Source organism: Actinocorallia longicatena, assembly GCF_039534125.1.
In the GTDB taxonomy this organism is placed as follows: Bacteria; Actinomycetota; Actinomycetes; order Streptosporangiales; family Streptosporangiaceae; genus Actinocorallia; species Actinocorallia longicatena.
The window spans coordinates 50,574-65,293 of record NZ_BAAAUV010000013.1 but is presented as its reverse complement, the minus strand read 5'-3'; the positions used below and the strand labels follow the sequence as shown (position 1 = coordinate 65,293).

Here is a 14,720-nt window from a genome sequence, read left to right as displayed (position 1 = left end):
TTGCGTGTTGGCGCGACGACGAGGGGTTCTGCTATGCGTGCGCGGGGTCGGGTGGTGGGTGCCGCCGCCGTGGTGTTGGCGCTGGTGGCGGGCGTGACGGGTGCCTCGGGTGCGGTGGAGAAGCCCAAGGCGAAGCCGCGGTGGAAGGACTTCGGCGGTGCCCGTCCGGTGCGGGCCGGGGCGCTCAACCAGGTCGAGTTCGTCAGCTCCAGGCTCGGCTGGGCCGCGGGCAGCGAGGGCAACGGGTACGCGCTGGCCCTGTGGCGGTTCGAGGGCGGGAAGTGGACCCGGGTGAAGAACCCGTGGAGCTTCGCGCCCGCCGCGATGGCCGCCGCCGGGCCGAAGAAGGCCTGGATCACGGGTGTCGACCTGCGGAGCTCGATCGCCCTGTTCTACAACGGCAAGAGCTGGAAGCGGACGGCGTTCCCCGGTCCCGGCCTGCCGGTCGACCTGGCGGCCGCCCCCGACGGGACGGCCGTGTCGGTGGCGGGCGATCCGTTCAACGGGCGGTTCGCCGTGCACACGTGGAAGAACGGCCGGTGGGCGCGGGCGAACGTCCCGCTGCCGCCCGGCGCCGTGGTCAGCACCGTCGCCGCGGGCTCCCGCAAGGACGTCTGGATCGGCGGCACCCAGCCGGCCGGCAACGGCCTGTTCGGCTCGCTGCTGCTGCACTGGAACGGCAGGGCGTGGCGGCAGATCCCGATCGCGGGGACCAGCGACAAGGCCCGCGGCATCAACAAGATCGTCATCGACGCGCCGGGCCGCATGTGGGCGCTGCGCGGCTCCACCGAGACCACCCTGGTCCGCTGGAACGGCAAGCGCGTCAGCGAGGCGCCGCTGCCGAACAAGGGCGGCGCGCTGACGCTCGCGACCGACGGGGCGGGCGGTGTCTGGCTGCTGCCCTACAGCTCGTCCAAGGCGACGGCCGCGCCCTACCTGCACTGGACCAAGGGCCGCTGGGCCGCGCCCGCGTGGGGTCCCCGGCGGACCGGGGTGCCGGGGCTTGGCGACATCGAGCGGGTCCCCGGCACCAGGATCCTCGTCTCGGTCGGCGGGCTCGCGCTGAACAAGCGGAAGGTCCCGCTCGTCGAGATCTACCGCTGAGAGGCGCTGACGCGCCGCACCGGCGCGGCGGATACCGTTGTCGGGTGCGTGCGCGGAGACCGGAAGGGGTGCAGACCAGGGGGACCACCGCCCCCAACCGGCTGCGCCGCCAGGACCTCTGGATCACCGAGACCCAGCCGCTGCCCGCCGGCCCCCTCGTGGTCGATCTCGGCTACGGAGCCTCACCGGGGACGGCCGTCGAGCTGTACTCGCGGCTGCGCGTCAGATATCCGGGCGTCCGGCTGGTCGGGCTCGAGATCGCCCAGGAGCGGGTCGACACGGCCAACGCCTTCCTCGGCCCGCGCCGCGCGCTGTATCCGGGGCTGTCGTTCGCCCGCGGCGGCTTCGAGCTGGACACCGTGCGGCCGCCGGATCTCGTCCGGGCCGCGAACGTCCTGCGGCAGTACGACGAGCCGACGGCGTGGAAGATGTGGGACCGGCTGTCCGGCGGCCTCGCGCCCGGGGGCGTCCTGGTCGAGGGGACCTGCGACGAGATCGGCCGCCGCCAGGTCTGGGTGACCCTGCCCCGCACCCGCGAGGCCACGATCACGTTCGCGGCGTCGCTCGCCCACCTGCCCCGGCCGTCGGCCCTCGCCGAACGCCTGCCGAAGACCCTGATCCACCGCAACGTCCCCGGCGAGCGCGTCCACGCCTTCCTGTCGGACTGGGACCGCGCCTGGCAGACGGCGGCCCCCCAGTCGGTCTTCGGCCCCCGCCACCGCTGGCTGGCGTCCCTGGACCTCCTCCGGACCACCTGGCCGATCCGCACCACCCCGCCTGCCGGCGGCCCCCGCCGCTGGCGCCGGGGCGACGTCACCCTGCCCTGGAGCGCCCTCGACCCGTCTTAGCGGTGCACCTCGACGAGCGGGTACTGCTTTCCGGCCTTGCCGGTGACGCCGCCCACGGCGACGGTCATCTTGGTGCCGGGGACATGGTCGATGTCGCGGATGAGGGCGTTGTTCGCGCCGTGGGAGGGGCCGCTCACGACCGTCCACCGGCCGGTCCAGTGCAGGTAGCGGGCCTTGGCACCGCCGAAGCCCGGCACCGGGATGGCCCAGGCGCCGGAGCCGCCGTCGGTGGCCAGCGCGTACGGGGCGATCATCGCGGGGGTGCCGGCCTCGGCCCAGCGGCCGCCCTTGTGGCGGAGCAGGCCGCCGCCGTTCTGGGAGCGGATCGCCCAGGCCGAGGCCGGGCCGGTCGCGACGATGTCCTGGACGATGTTGTGCGGCTGGCCGATCACGCCCCAGTCGCCGGACGGGGAGACGTTCTTCCAGCTTCCGCCCGTCAGATGCATGACCAGCGGCTTCACCTGGGTGCCGTTGGCGGTGTAGGTGCCGGCCAGCCAGACGTCCTTGCGGTTGCGGACCGAGACGGCCGTGAGTGAGGCGCTCGGCGGAAGCGGGACCGTCGCGTTCACGAACGCCTTGCCGTTCCAGCGCCGCACCACCGACGGGCCGTCGTTGCGGTTGTTGAGCCCGCCGATCGACCAGGCGGCGCCGTCGGGGGAGGCGTCGACCGCGATCGGCACGACGGGGATCGGAATCGGGATCGGCAGCTTCGGCGCGCCCTCGTAACGGACCTTCCGCCACTTCCTGCCGTTCCAGGCGATCGCGACGGGCGTGGCGCCGGAGAACCCGACCGCCCACGCCTTCTTCGCTCCGGACGCCGCGATCCCCATCGCCAGGAACGAGCCCGCGCCCTTCCTGGCCGTCCACGCCTTGCCGTTCCAGTGGAACGGGGTGCCCTTCTCGCCGATCGCGAAGATCGCCTTGCGGTTCACCGCGGCGACCGAGACGAGTCCCCCCGCCCGCTTGAACGCCTTGCTCTTCACGTTCTTCCAGCCCGGAGCGGCGGCCGCGGGCTGGGCGGCGGCGACGACCAGGACGCCCACGAGGGCGACGGCGACGGTCTTGCGCATGGCGGTGCTCCTTCGGGGGGCGGGGCACACCACCCTAGAGGAGTGCCTACCGGGACGTAAGTTACCGAACCCGGTGGATCTTGAACGGTGCCGCCTGCACCCGCGGCTGGACGTCGATCCGGTCGATGTTCACATGATCCGGCCTGGTCACGGCCCAGGCGACGCAGTCCGCGACGTCCTCGGCGACCAGCGGCTCCGGCACCCCGGCGTACGGCTTCTCGGCGGCCTCGGCGTCGCCCCGGAAGCGCACCAGGGAGAACTCGTCGGTCTTCACCATGCCGGGGGCGACCTCGGTGATCCGCACCGGCTCGGCGACCAGTTCCAGCCGCATCACCTCGTTGACGGCCACCGCCGCGTGCTTCGCCGCCACGTAACCGCCCCCGCCCTCGTAGGGCACATGACCGGCCAGTGATGTGATGTTCACCACATGCCCGCAGCCGCTCGCGATCAGTTTCGGCAGCAGCGCGCGGGTCACCCGCATGAGCCCGAGCACGTTCGTGTCGTACATCACCCGCCAGTCCTCGGTGACGGCCCCCGAAACCGGCTCCAGCCCCTGCGCGCCGCCCGCGTTGTTGATCAGGACGTGCACGTCGCGGAGCCGGGCGGCCATGGCCTCGACCGACTCCTCCGAGGTCACGTCCAGGGTGACGGCCTCGACGAAGCCCGTCCGCCCGGCCGGGTCGGCGGCCTCGATCTCCTTGACGAGCTCGTCCAGTCGGTCCCTGCGGCGGGCGGCCACGACGACGTTGAAACCCTCGAGGGCGAGCCTGCGGGCCGTCGCCGCCCCGATCCCGCTGCTGGCACCCGTGATCACTGCTGTCTTACGCATGGTTCACATCTTTCCGGATAGTCCGGGTGCTCCTGGGGCAGGGCTGGTGCGGGAACATCCGGACGTCATGGGTAAGTTGCATTAGTTAACGCGGAGGTGATGGTGATCAAGCGGGTCGCGACGCTCAGCGTCCACACGTCGCCGCTCGACCAGCCCGGTACGGGTGACGCCGGGGGGATGAACGTCTACATCGTCGAGACGGCCAAGCGCTTGGCCGAGCGAGGCGTCGAGGTCGACATCTTCACGCGGGCCACCTCCCGGGCGCTTCCGCCCAAGGTCGAGCTGGCACCGGGCGTGATGGTGCGCAACATCCAGGCGGGTCCGTTCGAGGAGCTCGACAAGTCGGAGCTCCCGGCCGAGCTGTGCTCGTTCACGTCCGGGCTGCTGCGGGTCGAGGCCTCGCACGAGCCCGGCCACTACGACGTCGTCCATTCGCATTACTGGCTGTCCGGCCAGCCCGGCTGGGTCGCCGCGCACCGCTGGGGCGTGCCGCTCGTCCACTCGATGCACACGCTCGCCAAGGTCAAGAACGCCAACCTGGCCGTGGGCGACAAGCCCGAGCCGGTGCTGCGCGTCGCGGGCGAGGAGCAGGTCGTCGCGGACGCCCACAAGCTGATCGCCAACACCGCCGACGAGGCCCGTGAGCTGGTCGACATGTACGGCGCCGATCCCGGCCGGGTCGAGACGGTCGTCCCGGGCGTCAACCTGCGGCTGTTCCGGCCCGGCGACAAGCAGGCGGCCCGGCGGCGGCTCGATCTTCCCGCGGGCGCGTTCGTGCTCCTGTTCGTCGGACGCATCCAGCCGCTGAAGGCCCCCGACATCCTGGTCAGGGCGGCCGCGCGGATGCTGGACCACGATCCGGCGCTGCGCTCCCGGCTGGTCGTCGCGATCGTCGGCGGCCCCTCGGGGTCGGGCCGTGAGCGTCCCGAGGAGCTCCAGAAGCTGGCGGCCCGTCTCGGCATCGCCGACGTCGTCCGCTTCGAGCCGCCGGCCCCGCAGGAGGAGCTGGCCCGGTGGTACACCGCGGCCGACGTGACGGTCGTCCCCTCGCACAACGAGTCGTTCGGCCTGGTCGCCGTCGAGTCCCAGGCGTGCGGCACCCCGGTGGTGGCGTCCGCGGTGGGCGGGCTGCGCACGGCCGTCGGCCACGGGGTCTCCGGCGTCCTCATCGACGGCCACGATCCCCGCGACTACGCCGCCGTCCTCGGGCGGCTGGCCCACGAACCCCACCTCCTGGAGCGGTACGGCGCCGGCGCGGTACGGCACGCGGGCGTCTTCGGCTGGAGCTCGACGGTCGACCGCCTCCTCGAGGTCTACAACTGCGCCGTCTACAACAGGGTGTGCGTATGAACGCGGTAGAGACGATCAAGGCGGTCCTGGCGGAGTCGGAGCTCACCTACGAGGAGCCCCGGCCGGACGCGTTCTTCGTGAAGATCCCCGGGACGCACAAGCTCGCGACGATGACGTGGCTGATCGTCGGGGCTTACAGCGTCCATGTGGAGGCGTTCTTCTGCCGTCAGCCGGACGAGAACCACGCGCAGTTCTACCGCTGGCTGCTGGAGAAGAACGGCCGGATGTACGGGATGGCGTTCACTCTGGACGAGACGGGTGATGTCTATCTCGTCGGGAAGATGCCGCTGCACTCCGTCACGGCCGAGGAGGTCGACCGGATCCTCGGTTGCGTCCTGACCTACTCGGACGAGAACTTCGACCGTGCCCTTGAGCTGGGCTTCCGCACGTCCATCGAGAAGGAATGGGACTGGCGGGTCAGCCGTGGCGAGTCCCTGAAGAACCTCGAGGCGTTCGCGAGGTTCGCCGCCCCCGAGAACCGCTGACCTCGGGGATCTCGGTAGGATTCGGGACCATGGCGACCTTGGTTCTGCTCCGGCACGGCGAGTCTGTTTGGAACGCGGAAAACCTCTTCACCGGCTGGGTGGACGTGGACCTTTCCGCCAAGGGAGAGGGCGAGGCCGCCGCGGCCGGTGAGCTTCTGCTGGACGCGGATCTCACCCCCGACATCCTCCACACGTCCCTGATGAAGCGCGCGATCCGCACCGCGAACATCGCCCTCGACGCCGCCGAGCTCCTGTGGCTCCCGGTGAAGCGCTCGTGGCGCCTGAACGAGCGCCACTACGGCGCCCTCCAGGGCAAGAACAAGGCCCAGACCCTCGAGGAGTTCGGCGAGGCCCAGTTCAAGATCTGGCGCCGCTCCTACGACACCCCGCCGCCCCCCATCGCGGACAACGACCCGCTCTCCCAGGTCAACGACCTGCGCTACAGCTCCCTGCCCAGCGAACTGGTCCCCCGCACCGAGTGCCTGGCCGACGTCGTCGACCGTCTCCTGCCCTACTGGTACGACGCGATCGTCCCCGACCTGGCCTCCGGCAAGACCGTCCTGGTCGCCGCCCACGGCAACAGCCTCCGCGCCCTCGTCAAGCACCTCGACGGCATCCCCGACGACGAGATCTCCGAACTCAACATCCCCACCGGCATCCCCCTCAAGTACGAACTCGACGCCGACTACGTCCCCCGCAAACGAGGCGGCGAATACCTCGACCCCAACGCCGCCAAGGCCGCCATCGAAGCAGTGAAGAACCAGGGCAAGAAGTAACCAGGCCCAAACAAGGGCCGCGCCGCAAAGGCGCGGCCCTCCGCTGCGCTCCGGCCTTCCTCATCGGGGGCCAAGCCCCCGGACCCCAGGTCAGGGGCTCCGCCCCCGACACCCCCGAAACTTAACGGCCGATCCGTTCACCCATGAGTGTTGCAATAGTGCCGCACTATCGGGGTACATTGCACGTATGAGAACCGCGTACCCGTTCAGTGCACTCGACAAGGACCGCACCACAGTCCTCCACGAGGTGGACGACACGGACGTGCTGCTGGAGCGCCGGGACGCCAGCAACGTGTTCCTGGTCAGCGAGGCCCGCTACACAGCCGGGCGCGGTCAGCTGCGCGAAGCCCTCGCCCAGCTCCTCACTGCCGCACGCTCTCTCCGGGTCGTGGCCCGCGCGAACGTGGCCCTGGCCGAGGAGGCGCTGGCCGAGGATCTTCCGTGGCTGGAATGGCTGCCCGCCGACGAGCGCAGGACCGCCGTCCGAGAGCTGCTCCTCCACATGATCGCCGGTGCCTCCACCGGCGACCTGACCCCATATGCGCGCGCCCGCCGCTCCTGGGAGTCCACCGCGATCGCCTGGTCCGACCCGGAGACGGCGCGCGTCCTGCAGAACCCCTTCGACGAGACGGCGGGTGAGGAGATCGGCAGGCCGGGTGAGGGTGCGGAGTGAGCGCCCGCGACGATGTACGCCCTTCTCACGCGCCTGGCCTGGCACGTTCATCTCCTCCACCGGAAGGTCTCGGTGGTGCTCCCGGGTTCCGGCGAGGCCGTGATGTGGGTTCACCTCAGGAGCGGAGGGCCGAGCCGTGGGGCTATTCGCCGGTGGTGCCGTCGAGGAGTTCGCGGAGGAGGTCGGCGTGGCCGTTGTGGCGGGCGTATTCCTCGATCATGTGGGTGAGGATCCAGCGGAGGGAGAAGGTCTCGCCGGTGCGTTCCTTGGTGCCGGTGACGTCGAGGGAGGGGGCGGCGGTGACGATCTCGCGGGAGTGGGCGCAGTCGGCGTTCCAGGCTTCGAAGGCGGCCTCGACGTCGGCCGTCTCGACCTCGAACTGGTCGTCCCAGACGTCGGTGTGCCACCGCTGGGGAGCGTTCTCGCCGCCGATCACGTTGTGGAACCAGCCCCGCTCGACCTCGGCCAGATGCCGCACCAGGCCCAGCAGCGACAGGTTCGACGGCGGGACCGCCTTCTCCCGTAGCTGCTCGGCGGTCAGGCCCGCGCACTTCAGGGCGAGGGTGTCGCGCTGCCAGTCGAGGAAGCCCGTGAGAACGGCCCGTTCGTCGCCGGTCAGCGGGGGATCGATGCGCTTGTCCATGATCTCATCATGCACGGAAGGGACCGCGTGGTCGCGCGGTCCCTTCCGTGGTGCGGGATCGTTCTAGGCGATCTCGTCGATGATGTCCTCGGGGCGCTGGCCCGTGACCAGGTAGACCACGTCTCCGGCGACATGGACGGCGTGGTCGGCGAAACGCTCGAAGTAGCGGCCGGCCAGGGTGATGTCGACGGCCTTCTCGACGCCGTGCGTCCACTTGGGCGACAGGAGGAGGTCGAAGAGCTTGCGGTGCAGCCGGTCCATGGCGTCGTCGTCGCCCTCGAGCTCCAGGCCCATCGCGACGTCCTGCGAGGCGATGACGCTCCCCGCCTTCGCGACCAGCCGCTCGGCGATCTGCCCCATCTCCAGGACGATCGCCTGAAGCTCGGCAGGGACGCACGACTCGGGGTGCCGCCGCCGGGCCGTCTTGGCCAGATGGGCCGCCAGATCGCCCATCCGCTCCAGGTCGGCCGACATCCGCAGGCTGGTGATCAGGGTGCGGAGATCCCCGGCGACGGGCTGCTGCCGGGCCATGAGGTCGAAGACGGTCTCCTCGATCTCGAGGTCCAGCTTGTTGACCAGCTTGTCGCCGCTGATGACCTCCTCGGCGAGCCGGACGTCCGCGTCCAGGAGTGCGGTGGTGGCGCGCGCCATGGCGGAGCGGACCAGCCGGGTCATCTCGACCAGCTTGTATCCGATGCTGTCGAGTTCCTCATGGTAAGCGTCACGCAAAATATTTCCTCGTGCTCGGGTGATCACGCTAAGTATCAGAGTGTATGTCGGGGCTTGTCCAGTGCACAGAATCCTCGACGGCCATGAACCGAGGTCGTGGAAGAGGTGAACATTCGGCGAACGGGGCGACATCTGGGCTGCTCGTCGTGCAACGAGGCCCGGAGCGCCGCCTACCATCCGTGGTGTGAATGTCGAGTTGGTCGCCGGTCTGGCCGGGCTCGTCGGGCTCGTCGGCGGGCTCGCGACGGGCCTCGCCATCCGGTTCAGTGAAGCGGCCCAGGGGCAGGAGCCCCTCCAGGAGCCGGTGCAGGCCGCGCTGCCCCCCGGGGTGGCGTCGGTCCTGAGCGTGCTGCCCTCCTCGGCCGTCGTCGTCGACGGTGAGGACCGGGTGCTCAGGGCGTCGTCCGCGGCGCGGGCCTTCGGCATGGTCAGCGGCGACAGGCTGATCGTCGAGGAGCTGCTGGCGCTGGCCCGGCTGGTCCGCAGGGACGGGGAGATCCGCGAGACGGAGATCCAGGTCGGGCAGGACCGGCACGACAGCCGCTGGTTCGCGGTCAGGGTCGCGCCCCTCGGGACGCACGGGCTGGTGCTCGTGCTCGCCGAGGACCTGACGGAGCTGCGACGGGTCGAGTCGATCCGCCGGGACTTCGCCGCGAACGTCTCCCACGAGCTGAAGACCCCGGTCGGCGCGCTGCTCCTGCTCGCCGAGACGATCGAGGGGGCGGCCGACGACGAGGAGGCCGTCAGGAGGTTCTCCGGACGGATGCAGCTGGAGGCCGCCCGGCTGTCCAGCCTCGTCCAGGACCTGATCACGCTCTCGCACGTCCAGGGCGACGAGCCGCTGGCCAGGGACCGTCCCGTGGCGCTCGACGAGGTGGTGGCCGACGCGGTCGACCGCTGCCGGATGCGGGCCGAGTCGCGCAGCATCGAGCTGGCGGCCGGGCCGACGGAGGGCATCAGGGTCAGGGGCGACGAGGAGCTGCTGGTCACCGCGCTGCGCAACCTCGTCGACAACGCCGTCGCCTACAGCCCGGAGGGCACCCGGGTCGCGATCAGCGTCCGGCGGTCCGACGACGAGTTCGTCGAGCTGTCGGTCACCGACCAGGGGATCGGCATCCCCGAACGCGAGCTCGAACGTATCTTCGAGCGCTTCTACCGGGTCGACCCGGCGCGGTCCCGGCAGACCGGGGGCACCGGTCTCGGGCTCGCCATCGTCAAGCACGTCGCCACCAAACACGGTGGCGAAGTGATCGTCTGGAGCCGGGAAGGGTCCGGCTCCACCTTCACCCTCCGGCTGCCGCTGCTGCCGGAGGACCCCCGCGTAACAGAGAACCCCGTGCAGGAGGCCGTTCAGTGACCCGTGTGCTCGTGGTCGAGGACGAGGAATCGTTCAGCGACGCGCTGTCATACATGCTCCGCAAGGAGGGATTCGAGGTCGCCGTGGCGGCCACCGGCCCCGACGCGCTGGAGACCTTCGACCGAAACGGCGCCGACCTGGTGCTGCTCGACCTGATGCTCCCCGGACTGCCGGGGACCGAGGTGTGCAGGGAACTCCGGTCGCGCTCCAACGTCCCGGTGATCATGCTGACCGCCAAGGACAGCGAGGTCGACAAGGTCGTGGGCCTCGAACTCGGCGCCGACGACTACGTCACCAAGCCGTTCTCCTCGCGGGAGCTCGTCGCGCGGATCCGGGCCGTCCTGCGCCGTCAGGGCGACCTGGAGGAGATCGCCCCGCCGACGCTCGAGGCCGGGCCCGTCCGGATGGACGTCGAACGCCACATCGTCAGCGTGAGCGGGACGACCGTCCAGCTTCCGCTCAAGGAGTTCGAGCTCCTGGAGGTCCTGCTCCGCAACGCGGGCCGCGTCCTGACCCGCATGCAGCTCATCGACCGCGTCTGGGGCGCCGACTACGTGGGCGACACCAAGACCCTCGACGTCCACGTCAAGCGGCTCAGGGCCAAGATCGAGCCCGCCCCCAGCACCCCGCGCTACATCGTCACCGTCAGAGGCCTCGGCTACAAGTTCGAGCCCTAGACCGCTGGGGGCTTGGCACGTGCCAAGCCCCCAGCGATCAGTACGGGAAAAGCCCCGTGGCCGTCGTGGAGACGGCCGCGGGGCTTTCGTGGTCACCCGGCAGGGGTCAGGCCTTCTTGGCCTTCTTCGTGGCGGTGGGGGTGGCCTTCGCGGGGGTCGCGGTGGTGGTCGGCTTCGCGGTGGCCGTCGTGCCGGGAGTGGCGGTCGCGCCCGGGGTCGCCGTGGGGAGGACGGGGCCGGTGCTCGGGGCGGGCGAGAGGGTCGCGTAGGAGCCCTGCGCGGGCACCACGGGGACGCTGATGGAGATCGTCTTGGCGTTCTTGAACGCCAGGGTCAGCCGGATGTGCTCGCCGCCGCGCAGGGCCGTCGTGACGCCCTTGAGGGTCACCAGAGGCCCGGTGGGACCGGCGAGCTGGACGAGCTGGTGCGCGGGCAGCGTCAGCGGGGCGCCCTGGATGAGGCCCGCGGTCGCCAGGGGACGGCCGTCGGCGCCGGCGGCGACGCTGATCGAGGTCAGCGCGTCGGCGGAGTCGGAGGCGTTGTTGATCAGGCTGCCGTAGACGGGCACGTCGGAGCCGACGGCCACGGTCGAGCCGGGCTTCGGGCCGAGGACGAACACGTTGCGCGCGTCGATGCCGCCCTGGGAGAAGTTCACTCCCTCGGTGAGCTGGGTCGGCTCGGCGCTACCGGCGTCGACCCCGGTGCCGCACCCGGCCAGGACAAGCGAACCGGCGGCGGCCAGCAGAGCAACTTTGCGGATCACGGCGGCGAGACTCCCTCGAACTACACGGACGATTCCCGGCCTTGACATGTCTGTGGTCCTGTCTTGGCCCGCACGCATCGTAGCGAGACCACCGCCGTGCTCGGTCCCGGGGTGGCGGAACGGCGATCAGGCGTTCAGCGCCCGTTCGACCTCGAGATCGGGGACACGCCGCAGTTCGATCCGCACATCGACGATCTTGCCCCCGGCGTTGACCAGCACGACGCTGAGCTCCGAGGCGCCGATCTTCTCGGCGAACCGGCTCTTGGGAGCCTCGACCACGTCGTCGACCAGCACCGGGACGCCCTTGTGCGCCTTCCCGGCCGGCCCGGAGACCGCGGCGAGTTCCTTGTGCGCGTCCGCGACGCTCAGCCCCGACCGCCGCCGGTCGGCCATCATGAAGACCTTCACCGGCTGGTTGAAGGCCTGGTCGGTGAGGTCGACGAGGGCCTCGGAGCACGCGCACCCGCTCGGGACGATCACGATCAGCGCGGGCCGCATCTCCTCGGCGGGATGCTCCCTTCCGTCCCAGCGCAGCCGCACGTCCGGCAGGACGCCGCCCACCTCGCCGGGGACGGGCGTGGGAGTGGTGAGGGACATGGTCGGCTGGGGGGCGGGCACCCGCGGCCCGAAGAAGGTCATCAGCGCGCCGCTGACGAGCGCGATCACCAGGGCCCCGGCGATGAGGGGGGCGGCGATCCCGTGCCGGGTCAGGGGGCCGAGGATCCGCGCCATCCTGACGCGCTGCAGCCGCCGGCGCTCCTCGCGCCGGTAGGCCGTGATGTCGGCCTCCAGCTCACGGGCGTCGTCAGGGACCACGACCTCGACGTGAGGAAGGCCGTAGTCGTCGTCTCCGTCGTGCCTCAACGCCGCACCTCGCCTTCAAGGCGGCCCCTGGGAGCTTACTTTCCAGGTAGATCCCGTACCCAGTATGGTCCGCAACTCGCCAAGTTCGAGGGCCCGGTATCAAGAAATTCCAAAGGGTCTCGACGGCCGGTTTTCCCACGTTGCGAGGAGGTTGCCGGGCTGTTGCTCATGGGTAGAACAATGCGGCGAGAGGCTGGACTTGCACCAGTCTGAGGGTTTGTCAAGACCCCAATTGGTGGCGTGACCTGCGGATATGTACGGTTGGCCGGTGCGCTGACCTGGGACAGCGTGGTAGGCTGGTACCTAGCGGAAGGGGTACTTGTCACATGACTTTCACGGTCGGCGACACCGTCGTCTACCCCCACCATGGGGCTGCTCGGATCGAAGCCATCGAGACTCGCACCATCAAGGGTGAGGACAAGACCTACCTGGTGCTGAAGGTCGACAAGGGTGACCTTACAGTACGCGTCCCTGCGGACAACGCCGAGCTGGTCGGTGTTCGCGATGTGGTCGGCCAGGAGGGGCTTGAGAGGGTGTTCGAGGTGCTTCGCGCACCCTACACCGAAGAACCCACCAACTGGTCGCGGCGCTACAAGGCGAACCTGGAGAAACTGGCGTCCGGCGACGTCAACAAGGTCGCCGAGGTCGTTCGCGACCTCTGGCGGCGGGACAAGGAGAGGGGTCTGAGCGCGGGCGAGAAGCGGATGCTCGCCAAAGCTCGTCAGATCCTGGTCAGCGAGCTCGCGCTCGCTGAGAAGACCAACGAGGACAAGGCTGAGGCCCTGCTCGACGAGGTTCTCGCCGGTTAGAACGGCGTCGCGCACGTTTTGCGCAGCGTCTAGCTTTAGCACCATGCACAACAGCTATCCCCGGGTGGGCGTCGGTACCGACGTCCACCCGTTTGCGTCCGGGCGTCCCCTGTGGGTCGCGGGCCTCGAATGGCCCGGAGAGGGCGACGGCATCGAAGGTCACTCCGACGGTGACGTCGCGGCCCACGCGGCCTGTGACGCCCTTCTGGGGGCCGCGGGGCTGGGCGATCTCGGCGCGGTCTTCGGCACGGGACGCCCGCAGTGGCACGGGGCCTCGGGTGCCGTCCTGCTCACCGAGACCCATCGGCTCCTGCGTGAGGCCGGCTACGAGATCGGCAACGTCGCGATCCAGGTCATCGGCAACCGTCCCAAGATCGGAAAGCGCCGCGCCGAGGCCGAGAAGGCCCTCAGCGCCGCCCTGGACGGCGCCGCCGTCTCCGTCTCCGCCACCACCACCGACGGCCTCGGCCTCACCGGCCGCGGCGAGGGCCTCGCCGCCATCGCCACCGCACTGATCTATCCCGCTTCCTAGGTCTCCTCGGGCGGGACGGGGCCGCTGCGCAGGGTGCCGGACGGGGGGTTCCACTCGGGGGCGTAGGCGGCCCAGTCGTCGCCCGCGTCGGGGTCCTCGGCCCGGTCATCGGCCTGGTCGTCGCCGGGGGCGGGGAAGTCCGGCTGGGTGTCCTGGGAGCGTCCGACGAGCTTGACGTCCGTGGGCAGCAGGATCGGCGGGCGGGGGAGGGCGTCCTCGACGGTGTCGGTGTAGGGGTCGCGCTCGGGCTCGGGGTCGTCCATGGGCCGAGGGGGCGGGGGATCGCGGTAGAGATCGTCCGTGGGGAAGTCCTCGACGGTGTCCATCGCGGGCGCGACGCCCGGCCGGCGGGGGATCTCCCGGACACCGACGAACGGGTCCGGCGGACGCTCTCCTTCCTCCTCCTCGTAGGCCTCGGGCTCGGGCTCCGGCTCGATCACCTCTTCGGGCTCCTCGGCCGGCACATCCTGCGCCTTCTTCCGGCCGAACCAGGACCTTCCCCCCTTCTCCTCCCGGACGGGCTCCGGCTCGGCGACGGGCTCGGCGACGGGCTCGGCGCGCGGCGCGGGAACGGCGGCACCCTCGGGGAAGAGGGGATCGGGCGAGGTCTGGACCTCGTAGGGAACCCGGAACTCCGCCGGCTCCTGCTCCTCCCTGATCTCCGCCTGGAAACCGGGGATCATCTCGGACGGATCGGTCCTGGCATGAGCCGGAGCCCGCCGGGACCCGCGGCCGCGGCGGGCGGCCGTCCGGGCCTGGGCGGCGGTCCTGAGCTGCCGGAACATCGACATCCACAGCCAGATCGCCAGCAGCGCCGCCACCCAGGGGGCCGAGGCGACGCCCGCGTCGAGGCCGTCGCCCTCGATCGGGCCGAAGCCCTTGACCGAACGCTGCACCGAGATCGTCATGGCACCGGCGATCAGCAGCAGGAGCAGTCCCCAGCGCACCGCCCGGGTGAACCAGTGCGCGTTCCTGGCGACGAACACGGCCAGCAGGCCGGTCACCACCAAGGCGTCGTACATGGCGGGATAAACCCATGCATAGCGATCGCTGCGTCCTCCCATTCCCGCCAGTGCGAGTTCACGGATGTCGTCGTAGGACAGGACGAACGCCCCCGCCGTCAACGCGGCGACGCCCAGGAACGCCACCCCGCTCAGGAGGCGTTGGGCCACGAAACGTTGGGGCCGGGATTCAGCGGGAGTCATGGTGCC

Annotated in this window: 17 protein-coding genes; 10 read left to right on the top strand and 7 right to left on the bottom strand. The window is 70.6% G+C overall.

Annotated elements, in window-relative coordinates; translation table 11 throughout:
* Positions 1–33: 33 nt before the first annotated feature.
* The gene (locus ABD785_RS24415; protein WP_344832397.1) at positions 34–1,104 is read left to right on the top strand and encodes a hypothetical protein; all 1,071 of its coding nucleotides are present in this window, start codon (positions 34–36) and stop codon (positions 1,102–1,104) included.
* Between the two features lie 44 nt (positions 1,105–1,148).
* Positions 1,149–1,952 carry a class I SAM-dependent methyltransferase gene (locus ABD785_RS24410; RefSeq protein ID WP_344832394.1) on the top strand — a complete coding sequence of 268 codons (804 nt, stop codon included), beginning with the start codon at positions 1,149–1,151 and terminating at the stop codon, positions 1,950–1,952.
* Here the strand turns inward: ABD785_RS24410 and ABD785_RS24405 are convergent.
* Complete coding sequence (locus tag ABD785_RS24405; protein ID WP_344832392.1) at positions 1,949–3,022, bottom strand: hypothetical protein; 1,074 nt, start codon at positions 3,020–3,022, stop codon at positions 1,949–1,951. The two genes, ABD785_RS24410 and ABD785_RS24405, sit on opposite strands and share 4 nt — an antisense overlap.
* A 61-nt stretch (positions 3,023–3,083) precedes the next feature.
* Positions 3,084–3,851 carry an SDR family NAD(P)-dependent oxidoreductase gene (locus ABD785_RS24400; RefSeq protein ID WP_344832390.1) on the bottom strand — a complete coding sequence of 256 codons (768 nt, stop codon included), beginning with the start codon at positions 3,849–3,851 and terminating at the stop codon, positions 3,084–3,086.
* 99 nt (positions 3,852–3,950) lie between these two features.
* On the opposite strand from ABD785_RS24400, the gene mshA reads away from it, so the two are divergent.
* From mshA to ABD785_RS24380, 4 genes are all read left to right on the top strand, one after another.
* On the top strand, positions 3,951–5,201 hold the full coding sequence (gene mshA / locus ABD785_RS24395; RefSeq protein WP_344832387.1) for a D-inositol-3-phosphate glycosyltransferase: 1,251 nt from the start codon (positions 3,951–3,953) through the stop codon (positions 5,199–5,201).
* Positions 5,198–5,686, top strand: coding sequence for a type III secretion system chaperone family protein (locus ABD785_RS24390; RefSeq protein WP_344832384.1), 489 nt, complete (start codon positions 5,198–5,200; stop codon positions 5,684–5,686). The genes mshA and ABD785_RS24390 overlap by 4 nt, the downstream gene beginning before the upstream one ends.
* Positions 5,687–5,715: 29 nt before the next feature.
* Complete coding sequence (locus tag ABD785_RS24385) at positions 5,716–6,462, top strand: phosphoglyceromutase (RefSeq protein ID WP_344832381.1); 747 nt, start codon at positions 5,716–5,718, stop codon at positions 6,460–6,462.
* A 187-nt stretch (positions 6,463–6,649) separates the two neighbouring features.
* Positions 6,650–7,135, top strand: coding sequence for a hypothetical protein (locus ABD785_RS24380; RefSeq protein WP_344832378.1), 486 nt, complete (start codon positions 6,650–6,652; stop codon positions 7,133–7,135).
* A gap of 142 nt (positions 7,136–7,277) precedes the next feature.
* Here ABD785_RS24380 and ABD785_RS24375 read toward each other — a convergent pair whose 3' ends face one another.
* Positions 7,278–7,778 (bottom strand): DinB family protein, encoded by a 501-nt coding sequence (locus ABD785_RS24375; RefSeq protein ID WP_344832375.1) that lies wholly within the window; start codon positions 7,776–7,778, stop codon positions 7,278–7,280.
* Between the two features lie 63 nt (positions 7,779–7,841).
* Positions 7,842–8,507 carry a phosphate signaling complex protein PhoU gene (gene phoU / locus ABD785_RS24370; protein WP_344832372.1) on the bottom strand — a complete coding sequence of 222 codons (666 nt, stop codon included), beginning with the start codon at positions 8,505–8,507 and terminating at the stop codon, positions 7,842–7,844.
* 184 nt (positions 8,508–8,691) lie between these two features.
* Between phoU and ABD785_RS24365 the strand changes: the two genes are divergently transcribed.
* Both ABD785_RS24365 and ABD785_RS24360 read left to right on the top strand, forming a co-directional pair.
* Positions 8,692–9,864, top strand: a complete 1,173-nt coding sequence (locus ABD785_RS24365; protein WP_344832371.1) for a sensor histidine kinase — start codon at positions 8,692–8,694, stop codon at positions 9,862–9,864.
* A 5-nt stretch (positions 9,865–9,869) separates the two neighbouring features.
* Entirely contained in the window at positions 9,870–10,541 is a 672-nt protein-coding gene (locus ABD785_RS24360; protein ID WP_486303551.1) for a response regulator, read from the top strand.
* Between the two features lie 106 nt (positions 10,542–10,647).
* Here the strand turns inward: ABD785_RS24360 and ABD785_RS24355 are convergent, their stop codons facing one another.
* A complete protein-coding gene (locus ABD785_RS24355) occupies positions 10,648–11,304 on the bottom strand; it encodes a copper chaperone PCu(A)C domain-containing protein (protein WP_344832369.1) in 657 nt (218 codons plus the stop codon).
* 126 nt (positions 11,305–11,430) lie between these two features.
* A complete protein-coding gene (locus ABD785_RS24350; protein WP_344832367.1) occupies positions 11,431–12,168 on the bottom strand; it encodes a hypothetical protein in 738 nt (245 codons plus the stop codon).
* A gap of 326 nt (positions 12,169–12,494) precedes the next feature.
* Here ABD785_RS24350 and ABD785_RS24345 point away from each other — a divergent pair, with 326 nt between their 5' ends.
* Together ABD785_RS24345 and ispF are read left to right on the top strand one after the other, a co-directional pair.
* Complete coding sequence (locus ABD785_RS24345) at positions 12,495–12,977, top strand: CarD family transcriptional regulator (protein WP_344832365.1); 483 nt, start codon at positions 12,495–12,497, stop codon at positions 12,975–12,977.
* A 64-nt stretch (positions 12,978–13,041) separates the two neighbouring features.
* The gene (gene ispF, locus ABD785_RS24340; protein ID WP_344832776.1) at positions 13,042–13,509 is read left to right on the top strand and encodes a 2-C-methyl-D-erythritol 2,4-cyclodiphosphate synthase; all 468 of its coding nucleotides are present in this window, start codon (positions 13,042–13,044) and stop codon (positions 13,507–13,509) included.
* On the opposite strand, the gene ABD785_RS24335 is transcribed toward ispF, so the two are convergent.
* Positions 13,506–14,681: a hypothetical protein gene (locus ABD785_RS24335; RefSeq protein ID WP_344832364.1), complete on the bottom strand. Its 1,176-nt coding sequence runs from the start codon at positions 14,679–14,681 to the stop codon at positions 13,506–13,508. The two genes, ispF and ABD785_RS24335, sit on opposite strands and share 4 nt — an antisense overlap.
* Positions 14,682–14,720 lie beyond the last annotated feature (39 nt).

What these genes read in the sequence shown, in the direction of transcription:
- ABD785_RS24415 (WP_344832397.1), top strand. Translation starts at nt 34, where the DNA reads ATGCGTGCGCGGGGTCGGGTGGTGGGTGCCGCCGCCGTGGTGTTGGCG.
- ABD785_RS24405 (WP_344832392.1), bottom strand. Translation starts at nt 3,022, where the DNA reads ATGCGCAAGACCGTCGCCGTCGCCCTCGTGGGCGTCCTGGTCGTCGCC.
- ABD785_RS24400 (WP_344832390.1), bottom strand. Translation starts at nt 3,851, where the DNA reads ATGCGTAAGACAGCAGTGATCACGGGTGCCAGCAGCGGGATCGGGGCG.
- mshA (WP_344832387.1), top strand. Translation starts at nt 3,951, where the DNA reads ATGGTGATCAAGCGGGTCGCGACGCTCAGCGTCCACACGTCGCCGCTC.
- ABD785_RS24390 (WP_344832384.1), top strand. Translation starts at nt 5,198, where the DNA reads ATGAACGCGGTAGAGACGATCAAGGCGGTCCTGGCGGAGTCGGAGCTC.
- ABD785_RS24385 (WP_344832381.1), top strand. Translation starts at nt 5,716, where the DNA reads ATGGCGACCTTGGTTCTGCTCCGGCACGGCGAGTCTGTTTGGAACGCG.
- ABD785_RS24380 (WP_344832378.1), top strand. Translation starts at nt 6,650, where the DNA reads ATGAGAACCGCGTACCCGTTCAGTGCACTCGACAAGGACCGCACCACA.
- ABD785_RS24375 (WP_344832375.1), bottom strand. Translation starts at nt 7,778, where the DNA reads ATGGACAAGCGCATCGATCCCCCGCTGACCGGCGACGAACGGGCCGTT.
- ABD785_RS24345 (WP_344832365.1), top strand. Translation starts at nt 12,495, where the DNA reads ATGACTTTCACGGTCGGCGACACCGTCGTCTACCCCCACCATGGGGCT.